We start from the raw sequence: 20,245 nt of genomic DNA on the forward strand, positions 1-20,245 counted from the left end.
CCATACAGAGTGACGGCTATGCTTGAGAGCTGGCCGCCACTTTTCTCTCTGATCACATCTAAATAATGAGTATGCATAGATGCCCGACGCAGGACAGGACACCGACGGCAAACCCTCAATTTCGGCCATGCGTCGTTCATTCACTGGTTGGGCGTCCTATACAATCATTGCATTCTGTATTCTTGCAGCCCTTAGTCACATTTATTGGCTGGGGATTCATTCGCCGGGCGTACTGAACCTGCGCGCCGCACATCTGACTATTGGCCTTGTGCTCATCCCGCTTTTCTATGCGGGATGGAAGGGGCAGGCTCATCGGGTTCACTGGTTTGACTATCTGCTGATCCTCGGCGGGCTCGCTTCAACAGCCTATGTGATCATTCAAGGCCCGCAGATGATCTTTCGCTATGGTGTTAGGCCGACAGAATGGGACCTGTTTTTCGGTATCATAATTATGGCCATCGTCTTGGAACTGACCCGACGAGCAGTCGGTTGGGCGCTGGTGAGCATTGTTCTGGTGCTGCTAGCCTATGCGTTGTTCGGCAGCCATGCGCCCGGCATCCTCGTCAATCGTTCGTTTAGCTGGGAGCGTACGATAAGCTTCCTGTTTAGCATGGATGGCCTTTATGGAATTCCTCTAGGTGTTTCATCAACTTATATCTACCTCTTTGTATTGTTCGGGGCTATGCTGCAGCATTCTCGCGCCGGCGACTTCTATATGGATTTAGCCTATAGCGTGGCGGGCCGTGCTCGTGGGGGGCCAGGTAAAGTCAGCATCTTTGCCAGCGCCTTGATGGGCACTGTTTCAGGCACTGGAATCGGCAATGTCGTGACCACCGGGGCCCTAACCATTCCGCTAATGAAGAGGACCGGTTTTCGCCCAGTTTTTGCGGGTGCTGTCGAGGCAGTTGCCTCGACCGGCGGACAGATAATGCCTCCAATCATGGGCGCTGGCGCCTTCTTGATGGCTGAGTTCGTCCGAGTGCCGTATGGTGATATTGTCCTTGCAGCGATATTCCCGGCGATGCTGTATTTCCTCAGCGTATATATCATCGTCGATTTGGAGGCAGCACGCCTAGGCTTGCGCGGTATGCCAGCTCACCAGCTGCCGAAGGCGCGTATTGTGCTCAAGGCTTGGGGCCATCTGCTGATTCCGATTTTCGTTCTGGTCTGGATGCTTGCTGTCGAAAACGTTTCGCCAGTTCGTGCGGCACTGTTCTCAATGGCTGCGTTGCTGATCGTCTCTTGGATACGCGTCGAGTCGCGCCTGTCACCGAAGCGCCTGGCTGATACCGCACTCCAAGGCACAAGAGGGTCGCTAGAAGTTATCATCAGTTGCGCTGCAGCCGGGCTTATCATGGGTCTGCTGTCGCTGACCGGCACGGGACTGCGTCTGTCGGCCTGGGTTGCGGATATCTCTGGCGGGTCCATGATCTTAGCACTGGTGCTGACGATGATCGTAACCATTATCCTCAGCATGGGCTTACCAACTACTGCTGCCTATATCGTATCTGCTTCGGTGCTTGCCCCGGCGCTGAATGATCTAGGTGTAGAGCTATTGCCAGCGCATCTTTTTATCTTTTACTTCGCCTGCCTCAGCGGCATTACACCACCGGTGGCCCTGGTGGCTATTCCGGCAGGCTCTATAGCCGGGGCGAATCCCTTTGCCGTCGGGGTCAAGGCGTTCCAACTAGCGTTGGCCGGTTTCATTATCCCCTACATGATCGTCTATTCGCCAGAACTGATCCTGCACGGCAGCAAGATGAACATCGCGATCTCCGTGATCTCTGCTGTAATCGGTGTCTGGGCGTTGGCGGTTGCTGTGATCGGCTTCTTGCTAAGCCGGCAGGTGGGCTGGGTAATGCGCACGTTGTTCTCTGTCTCGGCATTGGCCCTGATCGCGCCGGGCTGGGTTACCGATCTTGTCGGCATCGGGGTTATCGCTCTGCTCATTTTGTTGCACCGGGTAGTCGGCGTCCCAAAGCACGGCCCCGATGCTTCTGTGGACAGTGCAACTAATGAGCCAATCTAATGGAAAAGTGGTCCCTGTTGGCGCGGTTATCGCCTGAAGACCGCGTTTTCCTTAAGCGCAACGCCGACGCGCAGGCCGTCTTCGTCGCTCGTTGGCTGGCGGATCTGCCTGCTACCCTGCGCCCAGCGTCCCATACCGATGCTCGCTGATCTGACTGACCTTACAATGGTAGAGGCAGCACGCCGCCTTTGCGCTGGAAGCTTGCGTGCGCGTGATTATCTTGAAGCCCATTTGGCAGTTATCGCCCGGCACGATACAGATCTGAATGCCTTCCTGAATGTCATGGCCGACAGTGCCCGGCATCAGGCCGACCTCGTAGATGCCCGCTACCGCAACGGGGATCGGATAGGGCCACTGCACGGTATTCCCGTCGCCATCAAAGATATCATTGACATCGAGGGTCAACCAACAACCTGCCATTCCAGTGTCTCCCCAATCGCCAAGGCGGTGCATGACGCGTCGGTCATCGGACGATTGCGCGCTGCCGGGGCGCTGATCATTGGCAAAACTGCACTGCACGAATTTGCTACGGGCGGGCCAGCATTCGATCTGCCTTGGCCACCGGCGCGCAACCCTTGGAATCGAGATCATCATCCAGGCGGCTCGTCCTCGGGCTCGGCGGTTGCGGTTGCGGCCCGGATGGCACCAGCCGCACTGGGCACCGATACTGCTGGATCGGTGCGACATCCGGCCACCGCTTGTGGGATTGTGGGATTTAAGCCTACCGCAGCAACCATCAACACCAAGGGTGTTTTTCCGCTGTCGTGGTCATTGGATCATCTTGGGACGTTGACGCGCAGTGTCGAAGATTCAGCAATTCTGTTCAGGTGTTTATGTGATCCCGGCATAGCCTTCGATTTTGAAACGAATTCTCGCGACAATACTTTGCGCGGCAAACGTATAGGCATACTCGGTGAGTTTTCCGAAGGGGCAATGCCGGAAATCAGCACCGCTTTTGCAACCGCTCTCGATTTACTGCGCGATCTGAGTGCCGAACTGGTTCCCCTGACCGTCCCACCTTTATCCGCTTATACAGGTTGCGGTCGTTTGATCTTGCAGGCTGAAGCGTATGCTCTGCACAAACCCTGGCTGGAGGCGCGGGCCGAGGACTATAGCCAGCGCGGCCGCACTCGACTGCTTGCGGGACGCACGATCGATGCCGCCACCTATATCAATGCACAGCGCCTGCGGCGCACCCTGACAGAGAAGATGCAGGCAGCACTGTCCACCGTAGATGCCGCCGTCTGCGTGTCCAGCTTAATGCTCCCGTGCCGGATCGACGACCCCGCGGAAATCGACCGCACCTATGACCAGCAAGCGCGCACACCTTTCAACCTCGCTGGTCTCCCCGCCGTCGCCTTGCCAATCGGCTTCGCTGGAAACGGCCTACCCATTGGAATGCAGGTGGTCGGCGCGGCTGGCACGGACGCCAAAGTACTTAGTGTGGCACGCGTCTACGAGATCGCCGCAGCTTGGCCTACGCGCCCTCCCTTGCTTGATCACAGCTTACCCGAAGGAAATCCATATGCCAGCCCCACGTGAACGACTAAGCTTTTCGACCCCTTATACGCGAGCGCCATTAACCGCGCCTGAAGGAATACGGCTGATCGTTTGGCCAGTGGTGAATGTCGAAGAATGGGATATCAATCGTCCAATGCCTCGACAGGTATCGCCCGCGCCTGGCGGCAACAAAAGCGTGCCCGACGTGCCTAACTGGACTTGGCATGAATACGGCATGCGCGTCGGTTTCTGGCGTTTGCTTGAAGCGTTCAAATCTCGAGATATCCGTCCAACTCTGTCTCTGAATGCCAAGGTTTGCGAAACTATACCCGAAGTGCCGCAGGCTGCAGTCGATGCCAAGTGGGAGTTTATGGCCCATTGCTATGAACAGATGTCGATTCATGCGATCGAAGACCCTGCGGCGATGATCTGTCAGTCCGCCGATATCTTGGAAAAGTTTACCGGTACCCGCCCCCGGGGCTGGCTGGGGCCGGGCCGCACGCAAACCTTCGAGACCCTCGATCAGGTAGGCGACGCCGGATATGACTGGTTCGGCGACTGGATCCTTGATGATCAACCGCTCTGGGTGAAGTCAAAAACCAAACCACTGGTGTCCTTGCCATATTCTGTCGAACTTAATGATATTACCATCATGGTGAGCGCCCCGCACCGATCAGATGCGATGCTGGAAAGGGCCCGCGATGCTTGTGCGCGATTGCTGAAGGAGGGTGAAAACTCGGTTCGGGTTATGTCCTTTGGCGTCCATCCCTACGTATCGGGGGCTGCGCATCGCATCCGATATTTTGAGGAAATGTTGGATTATCTGAAATCACAGGATGGGGTAGTGTTCATGCAAGGCAACGAAATTTGTGATTGGTATGTTCGGCAACTTCCGTACCCGGGCAAGACTTGATCGCATAATCGTTTTCCTTGGGACGTCTACGTAAGGAAAAGGTTTAGCTGAGGACCGGTAAATTATTAGCCGTAACTCGACACCCGACGGTCGTGTAAATTTAACAGTATTAGTAATAGTGTTAAGCTCGACGCATGCATGACCTATGGATCGTTAGGGTAGGTGTGAACGGGACTGTTGCGTAAATTTGCGAAGGCCATGAATGCGTAGGGAAGAGCCTTGGATTATGCGTCCGCGAAAAGTTCGCTGATGAACTGGATCTCACCTCGAACGCCCGGCTGCTTGTAGTGGATGTGACCTCGCTTGATCGTTCGGATGGTTTCGATGCCGCTCAGCGTCGTTTTGGCGGTTCGCAAGGAACGAAAGCTCTGGTGGTATCCGAGGAGCCGTTTGGTGGCCGCATGATCGCTTTCGATCAGGTTGTTGCGCCACTTTCGGTCGATGTGCCGGATGCTGTCAAAATGCCGGTCATATAGATGATTGATCTCGCGGATGACGCGCCGGTAGGTCGGGGCTTTGTCTGTGACAATGGTGACCGGCCGATGAAGTCTCACGCGCTCGATCGCCTTGCTGAGAAAGGCCTTTGCTGCTTTTGCATCCCGCCGGGCGGTGAGGCGGAAATCAACCATTTGACCGTTTGCATCAAGGGCGCGCCAGAGATAGCGCCATTTGCCACCGACCCGAATGTAGGTTTCGTCAACGTGCCAATCGACGCTTGCGCGACGCAGATGCCTCTCAGTGCGCTTCGTCAGTTCAGGCGAGAACTTCTGGACCCAGCGAAAGACTGTTGATCAATCGACCGTGATCCCGCGCTCTTCCAGAAGATCAACGACATCCTGGTAGGACAACGGATATCGCAGATACCAACGAATAGCGCAGAGAATGATTTCCCGGGGAAAGCGATGGCGCTTGAACGGCGATTTGCGTGGCATGCTCGACCTCCAAATCATGATCGTCGCCAAGTGGCTTCGTTAATGCAACAGTCCCCCCTGAAGGCCTATGCCAAGGATTGGGCGCATTTCCGGCGCTGGTGCCGGATGAAGGGCGCGGAGCCTCTGCCCCCGTCGCCCGAAATGATCGGGCTCTACCTTGCAGCCGGCCTCTCCCCTGCCCTATCGGTCAGCACCATCGTCCGTCGCCTGTCAGGCCTTGCCTGGAACTATGCGCAGCGCGGGTTCACACTTGATCGCAAGAACCGCCACATCGCCACCGTACTGGCCGGGATCAAGCGCAAGCACGCGCGTCCACCGGTGCAGAAGGAAGCGATCCTCGCCGAGGACATTCTCGGAATGGTGGCCACCTTGCCTTACGACCTGCGCGGGTTCAGAGATCGGGCTATGTTGCTCCTCGGCTATGCCGGGGGCCTCCGCCGCTCCGAAATTGTCAGCCTTGACGTTCACAAGGACGACACGTCGGACTCGGGCTGTTGGATCGAGGTCTTCGACAAAGGCGCCCTGCTCACCCTCAATGCCAAGACTGGCTGGCGTGAGGTCGAGATTGGCCGCGGGTCCAAGGGTCAAACCTGCCCCGTGCATGCGCTCGAGCAATGGTTGCACTTCGCAAAGATCGATTTTGGTCCAGTCTTCGTCGGCACCTCCGGGATGGCAAACGCGCATCGGAAACGAGACTGAACGACAAGCAGTTGCGCGCCTGATCAAACGTACGGTGCTGGTCGCGGGCATCCGGTCGGACCTGCCTGAGAAGAACCGCCTCGCTCTGTTCTCTGGCCACAGCCTGCGCGCCGGTCTAGCCAGCTCCGCCGAAGTCGACGAGCGCTATGTCATACCGCTACGCCCGCACCGATGCTTTCAACCTCCGGAACCAATACACCGCTGAAATGGCCGCCTGACCGCCAACCAAAAAGAAACGTCACAATTGGGAAGGAACAACTTGGCAATACCTTGCGAGGGAATCACTATCGCACGGGCTGCGTCGATCATCCAACAGCGTGGAGCTTTGCGATCTTATCGCCCTTTGGCTGGTCACATGTTGAAAACGAATGGTTTTTCAAGACGATGTGATTCATGCTTAGCTACCAAGAAAAATTCCGCTCTACAATCCCGAGTTTAATACTAAAGTATTTTACTGCATTCAACGGCTTTGCCAAGTTGATTGCATCAGACTGTGACGGATAGCATGGGCCGGGTTGTGCCGTCATGTCAGCGGTGTATTCAGCCCAGAGGCAGAATGCCTCGTTGTGAACGTGGCGGTATAAGGTTGCGGAGACTTGATAAGGTGGTGTCGCGAAGCTTCTGCGGAGCCGCAGGTGGGTCTGCTGCCGGACACATTTATCCAGCGAGCGCAGCGAACTGCGCGAAGCCAGACTGTTCTGACTGATCAAGCTGACCTTTCCGGATCATATGCGCGACTTCGATCCCGGCAAGAGTGCCCGAAGCGGATTTCAGCGGTTTGGAGGACTGAATCGGCCGGGTAAGTTTCTTGATCAAACGGTAATCTTGCTTCAATGATATTGTTGAGATATTTTATTAGCCGCACAGTAATCAATCAACACCAGCCGCACATCACGAGTAAGTAGTTCATGTTGAACAGGCCGACCTATTCGATCCGCTTTCGTCTACAACGTTGTCCGGCCAACCGTTATTGCCGATGGCTTCCTCGACAAACTTAGTAGCTGCAGCTTCGTCGCGGCGCTCAAATTGCATGAAATCAAGGTTTTTGCTTGTCGATCGCGCGGTACAGGTATGCCTAGTCGCCCTTCAATTTGACGTAAGTTTCATTCATTCGCCATGAGCAACCCGTTAGTGCCTTTCGATTATGCGCCTCAGCAACGATACTCGCCACCTGATCGTATTCGGGAACGACGGCAGTAACTGCCTGCCGGAGAATCCGGCGGTCACAAAATCGAACCTGAAGCACTGCTGGCGCTTTCAGGTCTCGCTGCCCCGCGCTGCGCGCCCAGGCATCGAGAGGCGCGGCACTGGCCTCAGCATGCCCTTCAAGTTTCTTGAAGCAATTCTTACCGGACCAGTCGGACGGGTCTCGCTTGTGGCGTCCCGAAACTCCACACCATGCGCAGGGCAGCGATATTGCTGCGGCAGTGCAGCCGCTATGCGATGCGGATCTTCGGGAGAGTGCGGGCACGAAGACCAGTTCTTCCGTGCGATCATCATGCGCGCCGCAGTCCTCAACTCCCGGAATGTCATGCCTTGCATAGCTTCACCGAAAGGCTGGTCCGAGCCGCTATTAGAGCCCCCTGCCCTTCCGAAGATTCCGAAACCGTCATGACGTAGAACGGGGCCATGTGCGTGGGCCAGAAAGTCAGCCGTCATCGACCTCGTAGAGATAGACCACCGGTAGGCGTCCGCGCGCCGTCCCACCGGCTTTACCAAGACCGCGTCGTCGCCGAGGCTGTCACGCGAGGAGATGCGTTTCTCGCTTCTTTTAACGGTGGCAATGGCATTGCCAAGTTGTTGGCCGCGTGTCGTAGGGTTTTGCTAGTCTGTGAATTACGCCATCATCTCGATGGTGTATTCTGCCCCGAGGCTGAACGCGTCAGCTCGGGCGCGGCGATATGAGTTTGCGGTGAGTTGAAATCGGCGGGGACGGAAAATCAGGTTGATCTGATCGTGAGCGGATAGAAACCTCTGAGCCTGCCGATGTGACTTGAACCGGCCGAATATCTTCTCTCGCTTCCGGGTAGGCCTGTGTGATCCTTCGATGGCGTTGTTCAATCGCTTGTGGGCGCGGTGGTCGGCGTCCGGTGCCAATGTTTTGATCGGCTTGACATAGCTGCGCAGCTTGTCGGTGATCACGACCCTCGGCTCGCCGAACTGATTGATCAGCCTTTGGAGAAACCGCTTGGCTGCTTTAGCGTTTCGTCGCGTTTGCACGAGAATGTCGAGGATGTCCCCTTCCGCGTCGACGGCACGCCACAGCCAATGTTTCTTCCCTCGAATCGAAATAACGACCTCATCCAGATGCCATTTGTCATTGGGGCGAGGACGATCGCGCCGGACGCAATTTGCGAAATGTGGACCAAAGCGATTGACCCACAACCGGATCGCTTCCCGGCTTACAATCACACCGCGCTCGGCCAGCAGGTCTTCGACGTCGGCCGTGCTCATTGCGAAGCGATGGTAAGCCCAAACAGCGTATGCGATGATTTCGCGAGGGAACCGGAAGCCCTTCAGGCGCAGGACACTGGTTGGGATTCTCATGACGTTGAAATAGCCTGATCATGCACGCTGAACAACTTGGCAATGCCCTGCTGACTCCTCGACTTATAGGCGTCAGTTGGCAAAGCTTTTTTCTAACGCCGCAAACCCACCTAGGAATACGTCCTTGGCTACAAACTGGTGCCAATGGTCTGTTTGACCGTCACCCGCCTCGAATTCGGCCCGCCATTCGGCAAAGGTCTCATTGCGGTCAGTGATCTCAGAAAATGTCATTTTTGCGATATAGTTCACAAACGGCAAAGGCCCGCCAGGCTGCATGTCATAGGTCAGTGACCGATCGGGGTTAGATATCGACAAGAGTGTCTCGCGAATGCGCCCAGACCCGTCCGCCAGCGCAAAGTTACGCACACAGCCGACTTCGCCGTTAGCGTGACCTTCTTCGATCTGGCTGTCGGTGGCGGCGGGATGCCAGCTCGGCAAACCGTTGAAATCGCGCACGCGTTCCCAAACCTGGTCGACTGGAAAGGCAATAATCGTGGATGAATATGCTCTGATCATTATAGAATCCTTAATCTAAGAAACTGCGCCAATGCGCAACTCACCGAATTCGGCAGTCTGGGCAACGATAGCGCGCTCGGTCGGCAAACGCTCCATCGACGAAGCGCCGTAAAAGCCGTGACAGTCGGGGCACAGATCGAGAAACTTCTGCGCATCCTCCGGTTCGGCCAATGGCCCCCCATGGCAAATGAAAATCAGATCATCGCGCTCCGCGCGTGCCGCCGCAGTCCACTCATTGTAAAGACGCGCGCATTCTTCAATACTGGGCGCACTGTCTTTCGCCCCGATGGAGCCGCCCGCGGTCAATCCAAAATGGGCAACGATGACATCAGCCCCAGCCTTTGCCATCTTAGCGGCGTTATCTGCACTGAAGACATAAGGCGTTGTCAAAAGATCGCGAGCATGTGCCTTGGCAATGGCTTCCACTTCCATTTCGTAGCTCATGCCGGTGGCCTCGAGCTCTTCGCGGAAGCGGCCATCGATGATGCCGACCGTAGGGAAATTTTGTATGCCAGCGAAGCCCATACCGGCAAGCTCATCTAAAAAGCTGTCCATTATGCAAAAAGGATCGGTCGCGTTCACACCCGCCAGAACAGGGACATTTTTGACAACGGGCAAAACCTCCCGCCCCATATCCAACACAATCTCGTTCGCATTTCCATACGACATATATCCCGCGAGCGAGCCGCGTCCCGCCATGCGGTAGCGGCCTGAATTGTAGATCACAATCAGGTCGATCCCGCCCGCTTCCTCACATTTGGCCGATAGGCCCGTGCCTGCGCCACCGCCTATAATGACCTCTTTTCGAGCGACTTTGGCACGTAGCTTTGTAAGGATATTCTTCCGCCCAGTAACGGCCATATCAGTCACCCTTCTGTTCGTAAATTTCGTTAAAGTTGCTGATCGCTGCCTCCGCGAAGGCGGGATCATTTATATGCATATCCAGTTCGACCAACTGCCGATCGCGGGTTTGCACAACCGTAGCGCGCAGCGCATTGAATAAGGCATTAGACGCCGCCGGGTTATGGAATGGCCCGCCTTGAATATCGAGCGCCGAAACACCCCGAAGCGGTAACAAAAACCGCACGGGTCCGTCGCATTTGTTCAGTTTTTCACCAATCCACGCTCCGATTTGGGCCGAGTCTTCGGGTGTCGCGCGCATCAAGGTTACCTGCGCGTTGTGATGATAGAACTGGCGATCCTTAAATTGTGCAGGAACTGTTTCCGGCCCCCAGAAATTCGCCATGTCCAGCGCGCCGCACGACCCCACATAGGGCAGCTTGGTTTGCGCAATACTATCCAGCCGCTCTTCACCAGCGCTGAGGAAGCCGCCCGTCAGCAAGTCGCAAATTTCGGTTGTCGTAATGTCCAGAACACCGGTTACATCGCCCTGTGAAATCAATTGCTCCATTGAGCGGCCACCGTTGCCAGTGGCGTGGAATACCAGACAATCAAACCGATCTTCCAGCCCTTCGGTGATCATCTGCACCGCAGCTGTGGTGACTCCAAACATGGACAGGACAACAGCGGGCCGGTCATCTTGCACGACAGATATCTTAAATTGCATCATGCCTGCCATCGCATGAGCAGCATTGCCCAGCAGCCTGCGAGATATCCGGTTCAGCCCAGAAACATCCGTAACCGGGTGAAACATGTTGACGTCAGAGGCGCCTACATAGGCCGAAACATCACCGGAGGCCAAAGTGGAAACCAGCACCTTTGGCGTACCGATAGGCAGCGCCTGCATGGCGGGCGCAATGATTCCGGAACCGCCAGAACCGCCTAGTCCGATAATTCCGCCGATATCGTCCCGACCTTGTAAAAAGGCCGTGAGGGCATGCGCCATCTCGACCACAGCCTGTCCGCGGTCATTCACGAAAACGGCTACCGGGCCCTCTGAATGACACGCAGCGACTTCTGCGGCAGTTACATCAACCCCCTCCTCACCTCCTTGGATGCCAACATTCACCAGCACGGTTTCCTGTCCGGCCGCAGCGATTAAATCGCGGACATAGCACAGCTCTGCTGCCTTCGTATCTGCTGTGCCGACAACATAGGCTTTTCTTCCAGACATTGACGCTCTCCCCCTCATCCCTTTTGACCCGGTTCGACACCCAGATGACGCTTTTGCAGATCAGCATCACCTTTCAGCGTCTCAGCACGACAGGTTTCAACCACTTGCCCGCCAACCATGATGGCTACATCCTGCACGGCAGCCAGCGCTGCATGCATGTTCTGTTCGACCAGCAGCACTGCGATCCCCTCGTCCGAAATCATGCGGATCAGATCGATCACATCAGAGACAATGGCAGGCGCCAGCCCTTCGGTCGGCTCATCCAGCACTATCAATTTGGGGTTCAGAAGAAGCGCGCGGCCTATGGCCAACATCTGCTGTTCACCGCCCGACAGTCGATCCCCAAGGTTCTGGCGCCGTTCTTTAAGCCGCGGGAAGGTTTCATAGACCCGTTCGATAGTCCAAGCACCTCCCTTTTGCGCCACGATGCGCAGATGCTCTGCCACGGTAAGTGACCGGAAAACACGCCGTCCTTGCGGCACATAGCCAATGCCCATGCGGGCGCGTTTTTCTGGCGGTGCCGTCGTAATGTCTTCGCCCGCGAAACGGATTGTCCCGTTTGAGACGGGCTGCATGCCCATGATTGCCTGACACAGGCTGGTCTTACCCATGCCATTGCGTCCCAGAATGCCCAAGGGTTTCTGATCAACCTGTAGGGGCACGCCATGCAGTACGTGGCTGGATCCGTAGCGAAGATCGAGACCTTCGATTTGCAATAATGCGTCAGTGGCCATGCGCGCCCCCGATATAAACACGGTGAACGTCTTCGTTATTCATGATTTGGTCTGGTGCGCCCTCGGCAAGCAGCTGACCATTAAAAAGGACCGAGACGCTTTCACAGGTTTTCAATGCGATCTCCATATCATGCTCGATCAAGATCACAGTGACATCCTCTGGCAAAGACGTCAGAAGAGCGCTTAGTTTCGGGCGCTCGGCGGGGGAAAGACCTGCCGCGGGTTCATCAAGCAGCAGTAGCCTGGGGTTTTCCGCAAGCGCAATCCCGATTTCCAACTGGCGGCGCTGGCCATGGCTGAGGACTGCGACATCGTATTCTAAAAAGCTGTGGATACCTGCGATTTCGGCCAGCCGTTCGGCTTCTTGCAGGCGCGGATCACCTGATTTGAGCGGTAAAAGCTGGCGCCAGCCGCCTCTGACCCCTGCCACGGCTAGAAACAAAGTATCGCGCACTGTCAGGCCGTTGAATAGGTTCGCGTGCTGATAGGTGCGGCGCAGGCCAAGTCTAATCCGCTTGGTGATCGGGCTGCGTGTAATGTCTGTTCCGAACATTCGGATTGTTCCGGCACTGGCATCGGTATCGCCCGTCAACACATTGAAGAGGCTAGTCTTACCGGCTCCGTTCGGACCTAGAATAGCCCGACGTTCGCCGGGACGGACCGTGAGATTGATATCCTGCACGGCCCAAAACCCACCAAAGCGTTTACCAATGCCCCGGACCTCTAGGGCATTGATGGTATTATGGTGCGCATTTACGGGCACGAAGGGTTGTCCCGGCTTACCGGACCCGCAGCAAGGAACGCTTCGGGGTCCTGACCGAGGGATTGGTTCACATCGCGCACGACCTTGATCACACGATTGCCCAAGGTTCCGTCTTCGCGCTCGTAAACTTCGGTCACAAAGTTATCGACGATGCCATTGCGGTTTTCGTCTAGCCGCATGGTGCCGCCGGTCGGTGCCGTAAAGGACAGATTGCTCAGGGCTTCGCGGTATGCGGCGTGATCGTTCGATAGATCCGCATCCACCTCGTCGAGGGCCAGGAGGGCAGCGGTGGCTGCCATGTAATAATGGTGCGCGAAAATAGACGGCGCCGAAAACGCGTCTGGATAGTTGGTGTTGTAGGCGTTCACGAAGGTCTGCCATCCTTCACCATCATAATCACCGACCGTCGGCGTACCGGCGGGAGCGCCAATCAACAGTTTTTTGAAGGGCCCTTTGGATTCGAGGATGGACTGGTCAATCGTCGTAGACCCACCGATGATCGGCTTGTCCCCGCCTGCCTGATCGTATTGCGTCAGAAAGTTCACAGCGTCGGCCCCACCAAGTGCGACAAAGATCGCATCAACGTTTTGAGGGATAGAATAGACAACGGAGGAGTAGTCGGAGTTTCCAATCGGGGTCCAGAACTTCTCTGGCACCGTGCCCCCGGCAGCACAGAATTCTGACATAAACCCTAGCACTTGGGTATACGGGAAAGAGTAGTCTTCCGCGACAATCGCGACCGTTTCATACCCCAGTTCGTTAAAGGCATATTCGCCTACGCCGACCATCCATTGCGCACCGTCCCCGCCGAAGCGAAAGAAGTTGTCGGAGGATTCACGCAAAGTTGTATCCTGCGCCGCAGAAGAACCGTTGATAAAGGTCACACCGGGATAGGATTTCGAAAGGTCGCGCAGCGCCAGTCCCTCAGAGCCACTCAGCGGGCCAAGGATGATATCAACGCCGTCCTGCTCAATCAGTTTGCGTGCTGCAGCGGCAGCTGTGTCGGGGCTGCCGTCTGATGACATTGAGATCATCTCGATCTTGTTGCCATCGACGCTGCCCTCGAATTCCTGAATTGCAATTTCAGCGCCACGGATAGCATCCGTTCCCGATACTGCGAAGTTGCCTTCAAGAATAGAGATCAGACCGATCTTGATATCCTCTGCGGATGCTGTTCCAGCGGCTGCGCTAAGTGCAAGTGCCGAGACGGCCAGTTTGAGCTTGTTCATGATAGTTCCTCCCTATTGGTTGCTCATATTTTGTTGGTTGTGGTTGTGTCGGCGCAGTTTTGCAGCGCCGTCCAAGGCCAGTTGCAAAAGCCCGTTGGGGGCCAGAATGACGATCAAAAGCAACACAGTGCCAATCAACGTGTTGAAGCGTTCGCGGTCCACTAGATCGACAGCGAAAGTGTCGAGCAGAACAAAGACGATGGCGCCGACAAAGGCGCCGCCGGGATGGCGCAGACCGCCAATGACCGCGATAATCAGAATGTCGATGATTGGTCCCAACCCGACCGAAAACGACGAAATGCGCTCCTGATACCAGACATTCAGAATGCCACCGGTACCTGCAAGAAAGCCCGAAAAGGCAAAAGCGGCCATAATTGGCGTCGTGACTGGAATGCCCAGTGCCATAACCCGCCCCGGCGCGGCGCGTACCGCTTGAATGGACAATCCCATCGGCGAGCGTACGAAACCGCTGACAAGCACCATAGACGCAATTGCTGCGGTAAGGGACAGGACGTAGAACGGTGCGGGCTCACGCAGGCTGGTGCCGCCGATCATAGGAGCGCGGACGCCCGAAAAGCCTGTCCACCCGTTGAACAGCGTATAGTTTTGCCGGGTGAAGTAGAAAAATGCGACGCCGACCGCGAGGGTGATCATGATGGCATAGATGCCCCGCGAACGGCGCGCTACGAGACCGATCATCCCGCCGAAAACCGTTGCGCAAATTAAGGCAAGCGGAATCGAAACCCAAAACGGGAGCTCAACTCCAATTGCAACGGTGTTAGGACCGAAATACGCGATTGTGTAGCCGCCTGCTCCTGCTATTCCCGCTTGGGCGAACGACACAACGCCTAAGTATGTCGCCAGAAAGCTGAGGCTGAGCGCCACAATCCCTAAGATCAAGGAACGGGTCAAAACCTGGGTTAGCCAGAAATCGTTCAGCACCAAAGGCATCAACAGCATTGGTATGAAGATTACTGTGTATCTCATCGCTCTGCCCTCCCCAATAGACCTTGCGGACGCACAGCAAGCACGAGGACCATGATGGCAAAGGTAAAGACAACTCCGTAGGTGGGCGCATAGGCCAAGCCATATTGCTCGGCCAACCCGACCAAAATCGCACCTAATGCCGCTCCTCCGACCGAACCCATTCCGCCGACAATAACCACGACCAGTGATGACAGCAGAAATTGCAAATCGGTTCCCGGCGCGATGGACAATGCGCTGGCTGCAATGACCCCCGCCATACCGGCGAGCATACCGCCAAGGGCAAACACCAGAATGAAGATCTTGTTGATCGGATAGCCCAACGCGCGCAACATCTGCTGGTCATCAACACCAGCACGGATGATAGCGCCCATGCGAGTTTTTTGAATGAACATCCATAATAATAGGCCCGTCACCAAAGCAAAACCGATCAACGCGAGCCTGATGTTCGCATAGCCAACGCCGAGTAATGGCAATCGACGCCCGCCTGACAACGCCTCAGGGAGCTCGACTTGGTAGGTCACCCCACCCCAATACCACAGCAAAAGATCGGCCATGATGATAGACACCGCAATCGACGCCAGCGTCTGACGCAATTCGTCACCTTGCATCCACCCTAGAACGCCGGCCTGCACGAGGGCGCCTGCAGCAGCGGCGGCAAGACCACCCACCATCACACCAATCGCCCACGAACCGGTCGCGTCGACCACGCTATAGCCCACGTACCCGCCCAACATCAAAAGCGCGCCATGCGCCATGTTCACGGTGCGCATCAGACCAAAGATCAAGCTAAAACCGCTGGCTGCCAAAAAATACAGCGCAGCAAGCGTCAAACCGTTCAGTGTAACGATTAAGAAAAAAATCATGTGGCCTCCCGACACCTAGTTTGCGGGGAAACGTCTTGGCCACGAAACTATTTTGGTTCATCCGAGGAATTTTTTATCCTTTGATAACAGTACATTAAAAAGAAGGAATATTTCCTAACGCAGCCAGAATCGGAAATAAGAGAAAAACCTTCCGAAAATTTCCGATCATTGCTAGGTTCGCACCCATGATGGAATATCTCCTTACCGGCACGCTTTGCAGCGAACTATCCCGCCCCGAAACCATCTTTTGCCCTAGCTTGCGAGGGCTGAGCGCGGCGCAGGCCGACCTCGCGTTCCTAATGCCGCGAATGGATCACAACCGAACCTTGCGTGAAACGCAACGCGGCGGGGACTGGGCCGCCATTCTGGCCAGTGATCCATTCGGATCAGAGGCTGCGATTTTTCGGCAGCTCACTGAGATGGGTTACTTGGGTATTACAAATTGGCCATCTTCAATTTTGCTGGATGGTGCGTTGCGTCAATCGATGTCTACGATTCCTGCCTCGCCTGAATCTGAGTATGCCTATCTGGCCCGCGCCCAGACCGCTGGTCTCAAGGCAATGGCTTTCTTCAGGTCCTTGGACCAAGCTCGCTCCGCGCTCGAAGCGGGTTTAAAAACCTTGGTCTTGCATCCCGGCATACTCAATACGGAAGATACCAACGCGAATGAGATGCTTTTGGGCTCTCTATCACGGTTGGTAGACGCCTTGAGAGAAGACCAGCGCAGGCCAATAATTCTGGCCTATACGTCCGTCTGGCACGAATGCAGGCTTTCCTTGAGAAACTTGCCAGTCGATGGATTTGTTTGCCTTGAGGCCGCGCCATGAGTTCGCTGAAGAAAAACTTCTTGTTCGGCGCCGTCGTAGGCTCTGGGCTTACTGCACAGGCGGCCGATAAGGCGGGCGCAGATTATCTACTGGCATTGAATGCTGGACGGTTTCGCGTTCAGGGCGCGTCGTCCCTGACCAGTTTTCTGCCTGTGCGCTCTGCCAACGACTGGGTGATGGAGTTTGCCGAGCGCGAAATGCTGGGCCGCTGCACGGGGCCGATTTATGCGGGTCTGTCGGTTAGCGACCCCCAACTCGATATTGATGAACTGCTGGAACGTGTCAGTGCATTGGGATTTGCAGGGGTCTGCAATTTTCCGACCACAACTTCGATCGACGGTAGGCTTGGCGCGTTGTTCGAGCGCGAAAGTCTTGGCTTTGCCCGGGAACTAAAGCTGATCGAACGGGCCACCTTCCAGGGCCTAAAGTCCTTCGCCTATGTTCGAAGCAACGCGCAGGCTCGTCAAATGTCGCAGTCAGGAGCAGATGCCATCTGCGTCAATATCGGCTTCACCGGTGGAGGAACTGGTGTCACAACACATCTAACTGTCGAAAGCGCCGCGGCTTTGATTGATCGCGTTCTGGACGGCGTTCCGACCTCGGTTGACAAGCTATGTCACGGTGGCCCCATCACCTCTCCTGAGCAAGCCCTGGCAGTCACACGGATCAGCGGCGTCGAAGGTTTCGTTGCTGGCTCAACGCTTGACCGCCTGCCGCTTGAGCAAACGCTTAGAGATGTAACCCGTAGCTTTACCGCCATCCCTTACCTTGCGCAGTCTAAATCACATGCCCTAGGCCCACCTCCAGCGCTGGTCGGCAATTCAACTGCGATGCAGTCCTTGCGCAGAGAAATCGCCGAAATCGCGCATGAAGATATCCACGTTCTAATTGCGGGCGAGACAGGAACGGGTAAATCGCTTATCGCCTCCCAGCTCTATGAAACCGGATTTACTCCTGCGAGACGACCAGTGGTCGTTGATTGCGCGGCACTTGATGCCGACAACGGCGCTCAACAGCTGCTTGGTATCGCTGCGGGTACCCGTGGCGGTAACGCCAGTCAAAGGGGAGTTTTGGAGCTGGCATCTGGGGGCATGCTGATCTTTGAGGAAGTCGGAACATTAACGCATAGCCTTCAGGGCAAAATCCTCGCCTTTGTGGAGGATGGCCTTGTTCAGCGGATCGGGGATACGACCGCACGGCAAGTCACGGCGCGCGTCGTATCGACGTCCTTGAAGACCGCACCAGAACTGGTTGAAAGTCAGTCGTTTCGCACAGATCTGCTATATCGTATTTCCGCGCATACATTCGACGTCCCCCCGCTTCGGGCACGCGTTGATGACATACCAGAACTTACAGAGCATATTGGCAGGTCATTGCAGCAAGGAAGTACACCAAAGTTTTCAAATGCGGCCTTGCGCCTGCTTATGGAACATTCTTGGCCGGGGAATGTAAGGGAGTTGCGAAACGCACTGATCCGTGCGCTCCGCACATCTGAAGGATCGACAATCGGGAAGGGTGCTTTCGACTTCCTAGCACAAGCGCCTCAATTTCAGCGGCAGATCTCTGAAGCTATTCGCCCTCCAGCTCCCGCATCCCTATCAGAAAGCGACTGGATATCAGAAGCATTGGCGCGCAACGGTTTCCGACGGGCCCAAACCGCTCAAGAGCTCGGCATGACGACTCGCACCCTTTACAGTAAAATCAAGAAATACGGCTTGCTCGTATAGCCAGCTTCGGCTGAAAGATTGATGCAGTACGCATATTTGTGCAAATCTTCCAAGGGATGTTGTAGCGGCTGTAGTCGTCGAGGATGGTGGACAGGTAATACCAGCCCCAACCGATGATCTTGAAGTAGCTGAAGTCAGTCTGCCACATTTCGTGAATCGCCGTGGTCTTGTCCGAGAACTCTTCAGCAGCCTTGATCACCACGTAGTCTGGTGCGGTGATCAGATCAGCAGCTTTCAGAAGGTTCTGTCGCAAAGTTTTCGCGGTTGGTTGGACTGGCTCGCGCGTGGTAGGAGCGGACTTTTGAATTTGGAAGCGAGCACCCAACCGTGACGATTGATTTCAAAGGTAACCTTTTCCCAATAAGCGTGATTCTTTATGCTGCGTTTTTCTATTTGCGCTATGGTGTCTCGTATCGGGATCTTGAGGAGATCATGGCCGAACGCGGCGTTGAAATCGATCATGCGACGCTGAACCGCTGGGTGGTAAAATTCTCGCCGCTGATCGCTGCAAGGGCGCAGGCCAGAAAGAAGCCGACAGCCATCTCTTGGCGGATGGACGAGACCTACATCAAGGTTCGCGGCAAGTGGACCTATCTGTACCTTGCTGTAGATCGGGACGGTCAAACCCTTGATTTTATGCTGTCTGAGCGCCGCGATACAGCGTAAGCGCTCCATCGGTACCGCAGTTTACGCGGCTTGACTGTCGGCTTCTTGTGGCAACGCCTTCCAGTTCCACGGCAGCAATTCGTCGAGCTTATTGATTTTGGGGTCGTGGATGCGGTCGAGAACGTCCGCGAGATATGCCTGTGGGTCGAGCCCGTTTAGCTTTGCCGTCTCGATAATAGTCATAGCGCGAGCCAAGGTTTCCGCACCTGTGTCGGCCCCTGCAAAGAGCCAGTTCTTTCGCCCAATACCAATAGGGCGCAGAGCCCGCTCTGCTGGATTGTTGTCGATTGCGACCCGACCATCGGACAGGAACAGGCTGAAGGCCTCCCGACGACTGAGGCCATAGCGGAATGCTTTGGCCAGATCGCTCTTGCCGGGAATGCGCAGGAGTTGTTGTTCGGACCAATCAAAGAAGGCCTCCACCTTTGGTCGGCTCAGCCTTTGACGGGCCGCAAGGCGGGCCTTTGCAGCCTGGCCGTTGATGTCGCGCTCAATATCGTAGAACTTACCGATCCGGTCGAGCGCCTCACGCGCAATCTCGGACTTGGTTGAGGTCCAAAAGTCGTGGAAGTCTCGTCGTAGGTGCGCCCAACAGGCCGCTTCGCGCAAACGCGGCGGGCCATCGGATTGAGGCGCGTAGAGCTTGGCATAGCCCTTGTAGCCGTCCGCTTGCAGAATGCCGCGGGCATTGGCCAGATGGCTCAGAACGTGCTCTTCCTTCCAGTTGGGAGCGAACCGATAGACGGCGCCGGGTGGCGCATCTCCCGCCCACGGGCGCTGGTCACGCACATAGGTCCAGATCCGGCCTTGCTTCACGCCTTTCCCCAACCCTTTGTCTCTTCGGGAACGGTCCAATACCCGGATTGGGGTATCGTCCGCGTGTAGAAGGTCGCTACCCAAGATGTCCGCATCGATCCGCTCGATCAGCGGCGATAGTGTCTTCATGGCGCGGCCGCACCAGCCCACAAGTGTGCTTTCGGGGATGTCGGCCCTCATACGCTCGAAGATTTCATGCTGGCGGTAGAGAGGCAGATGATCGTCGAACTTCGAGACCAACACATGCGCCAAGAGGTTCGGCCCGGCCATGCTGCCGGGGATCGGACGGCTGGGCGCAGGTTCTTGCACCATCCGTTCGCAGCGCCGACAAGATTTCTTGATCCGAGCGATCTGGATTACCTTCATCTGGGCGGCGATCATGTCGAGCAGTTCGCTGACATCCTCGCCCACCACGCGCAGATC

The 20,245-nt window shown here is 55.9% G+C and carries 18 protein-coding genes and 4 pseudogenes; 8 read left to right on the forward strand and 14 right to left on the reverse strand.

Annotated features, from left to right (window positions below; genetic code table 11):
• Positions 1 to 79 precede the first annotated feature (79 nt).
• Genes WNY61_RS16360 through WNY61_RS16375 form a run of 4 tightly spaced genes read left to right on the forward strand, consistent with a single transcriptional unit; the run spans position 80 to position 4,442 of the window.
• Positions 80 to 2,029 carry a TRAP transporter permease gene (locus WNY61_RS16360; protein WP_342852515.1) on the forward strand — a complete coding sequence of 650 codons (1,950 nt, stop codon included), beginning with the start codon at positions 80 to 82 and terminating at the stop codon, positions 2,027 to 2,029.
• Positions 2,029 to 2,178: a hypothetical protein gene (locus WNY61_RS16365; RefSeq protein WP_342852516.1), complete on the forward strand. Its 150-nt coding sequence runs from the start codon at positions 2,029 to 2,031 to the stop codon at positions 2,176 to 2,178. The genes WNY61_RS16360 and WNY61_RS16365 overlap by 1 nt, the downstream gene beginning before the upstream one ends.
• A gap of 16 nt (positions 2,179 to 2,194) precedes the next feature.
• Positions 2,195 to 3,571, forward strand: a complete 1,377-nt coding sequence (locus WNY61_RS16370; RefSeq protein WP_342852517.1) for an amidase — start codon at positions 2,195 to 2,197, stop codon at positions 3,569 to 3,571.
• Positions 3,555 to 4,442, forward strand: coding sequence for a polysaccharide deacetylase family protein (locus tag WNY61_RS16375; protein WP_342852518.1), 888 nt, complete (start codon positions 3,555 to 3,557; stop codon positions 4,440 to 4,442). The genes WNY61_RS16370 and WNY61_RS16375 overlap by 17 nt, the downstream gene beginning before the upstream one ends.
• 224 nt (positions 4,443 to 4,666) lie before the next feature.
• Here WNY61_RS16375 and WNY61_RS16380 read toward each other — a convergent pair.
• Together WNY61_RS16380 and WNY61_RS16385 are read right to left on the reverse strand one after the other, a co-directional pair.
• Positions 4,667 to 5,221, reverse strand: a pseudogene (locus WNY61_RS16380) (IS6 family transposase); the annotation flags it as partial.
• A 12-nt stretch (positions 5,222 to 5,233) separates the two neighbouring features.
• Positions 5,234 to 5,374: a hypothetical protein gene (locus tag WNY61_RS16385; RefSeq protein WP_342852519.1), complete on the reverse strand. Its 141-nt coding sequence runs from the start codon at positions 5,372 to 5,374 to the stop codon at positions 5,234 to 5,236.
• Between the two features lie 51 nt (positions 5,375 to 5,425).
• Between WNY61_RS16385 and WNY61_RS16390 the strand changes: the two are divergent.
• A pseudogene (locus tag WNY61_RS16390) lies at positions 5,426 to 6,224 on the forward strand (tyrosine-type recombinase/integrase); the annotation flags it as partial.
• 506 nt (positions 6,225 to 6,730) lie between these two features.
• Here WNY61_RS16390 and WNY61_RS16395 read toward each other — a convergent pair.
• The 10 genes from WNY61_RS16395 to WNY61_RS16440 all read right to left on the reverse strand — a co-directional run bounded on the left by WNY61_RS16395 (position 6,731) and on the right by WNY61_RS16440 (position 15,753).
• Positions 6,731 to 6,889 carry a hypothetical protein gene (locus tag WNY61_RS16395; RefSeq protein WP_342852520.1) on the reverse strand — a complete coding sequence of 53 codons (159 nt, stop codon included), beginning with the start codon at positions 6,887 to 6,889 and terminating at the stop codon, positions 6,731 to 6,733.
• 1,020 nt (positions 6,890 to 7,909) lie between these two features.
• Positions 7,910 to 8,620 (reverse strand): IS6 family transposase, encoded by a 711-nt coding sequence (locus tag WNY61_RS16400; RefSeq protein ID WP_342852521.1) that lies wholly within the window; start codon positions 8,618 to 8,620, stop codon positions 7,910 to 7,912.
• A 72-nt stretch (positions 8,621 to 8,692) separates the two neighbouring features.
• The gene (locus tag WNY61_RS16405; RefSeq protein WP_342852522.1) at positions 8,693 to 9,136 is read right to left on the reverse strand and encodes an SRPBCC family protein; all 444 of its coding nucleotides are present in this window, start codon (positions 9,134 to 9,136) and stop codon (positions 8,693 to 8,695) included.
• A gap of 15 nt (positions 9,137 to 9,151) precedes the next feature.
• The gene (locus WNY61_RS16410; protein WP_342852523.1) at positions 9,152 to 10,066 is read right to left on the reverse strand and encodes a phosphoenolpyruvate hydrolase family protein; all 915 of its coding nucleotides are present in this window, start codon (positions 10,064 to 10,066) and stop codon (positions 9,152 to 9,154) included.
• Positions 9,999 to 11,210 (reverse strand): Tm-1-like ATP-binding domain-containing protein, encoded by a 1,212-nt coding sequence (locus WNY61_RS16415; RefSeq protein WP_342852524.1) that lies wholly within the window; start codon positions 11,208 to 11,210, stop codon positions 9,999 to 10,001. The genes WNY61_RS16410 and WNY61_RS16415 overlap by 68 nt, the downstream gene beginning before the upstream one ends.
• 14 nt (positions 11,211 to 11,224) lie before the next feature.
• Positions 11,225 to 11,944, reverse strand: coding sequence for an ABC transporter ATP-binding protein (locus tag WNY61_RS16420; protein WP_342852525.1), 720 nt, complete (start codon positions 11,942 to 11,944; stop codon positions 11,225 to 11,227).
• On the reverse strand, positions 11,934 to 12,707 hold the full coding sequence (locus WNY61_RS16425) for an ABC transporter ATP-binding protein (RefSeq protein WP_342852526.1): 774 nt from the start codon (positions 12,705 to 12,707) through the stop codon (positions 11,934 to 11,936). Before WNY61_RS16425 ends, WNY61_RS16420 begins: the two co-directional genes overlap by 11 nt.
• Positions 12,698 to 13,936 (reverse strand): ABC transporter substrate-binding protein, encoded by a 1,239-nt coding sequence (locus WNY61_RS16430; protein WP_342852527.1) that lies wholly within the window; start codon positions 13,934 to 13,936, stop codon positions 12,698 to 12,700. Before WNY61_RS16430 ends, WNY61_RS16425 begins: the two co-directional genes overlap by 10 nt.
• Before the next feature lie 12 nt (positions 13,937 to 13,948).
• On the reverse strand, positions 13,949 to 14,923 hold the full coding sequence (locus WNY61_RS16435; protein ID WP_342852528.1) for a branched-chain amino acid ABC transporter permease: 975 nt from the start codon (positions 14,921 to 14,923) through the stop codon (positions 13,949 to 13,951).
• Positions 14,920 to 15,753 carry a branched-chain amino acid ABC transporter permease gene (locus tag WNY61_RS16440; protein WP_342852529.1) on the reverse strand — a complete coding sequence of 278 codons (834 nt, stop codon included), beginning with the start codon at positions 15,751 to 15,753 and terminating at the stop codon, positions 14,920 to 14,922. The genes WNY61_RS16435 and WNY61_RS16440 overlap by 4 nt, the downstream gene beginning before the upstream one ends.
• A gap of 218 nt (positions 15,754 to 15,971) precedes the next feature.
• On the opposite strand from WNY61_RS16440, the gene WNY61_RS16445 reads away from it, so the two are divergent.
• Positions 15,972 to 16,613 (forward strand): phosphoenolpyruvate hydrolase family protein, encoded by a 642-nt coding sequence (locus WNY61_RS16445; protein WP_342852530.1) that lies wholly within the window; start codon positions 15,972 to 15,974, stop codon positions 16,611 to 16,613.
• The gene (locus WNY61_RS16450) at positions 16,610 to 18,340 is read left to right on the forward strand and encodes a phosphoenolpyruvate hydrolase family protein (RefSeq protein ID WP_342852531.1); all 1,731 of its coding nucleotides are present in this window, start codon (positions 16,610 to 16,612) and stop codon (positions 18,338 to 18,340) included. Before WNY61_RS16445 ends, WNY61_RS16450 begins: the two co-directional genes overlap by 4 nt.
• 25 nt (positions 18,341 to 18,365) lie before the next feature.
• Here the strand turns inward: WNY61_RS16450 and WNY61_RS16455 are convergent.
• Positions 18,366 to 18,581: pseudogene (locus WNY61_RS16455) on the reverse strand (DDE-type integrase/transposase/recombinase); the annotation flags it as partial.
• 86 nt (positions 18,582 to 18,667) lie between these two features.
• Here WNY61_RS16455 and WNY61_RS16460 point away from each other — a divergent pair.
• Positions 18,668 to 18,997: pseudogene (locus tag WNY61_RS16460) on the forward strand (IS6 family transposase); the annotation flags it as partial.
• 30 nt (positions 18,998 to 19,027) lie between these two features.
• On the opposite strand, the gene WNY61_RS16465 reads toward WNY61_RS16460, so the two are convergent.
• The coding region (locus tag WNY61_RS16465; protein ID WP_342852532.1) for an IS66 family transposase at positions 19,028 to 20,245 on the reverse strand (1,218 nt) is incomplete at its 5' end.

Origin of the sequence: Sulfitobacter sp. AS92 (assembly GCF_038900015.1) — a bacterium.
Taxonomy (GTDB): Bacteria; Pseudomonadota; Alphaproteobacteria; order Rhodobacterales; family Rhodobacteraceae; genus Sulfitobacter.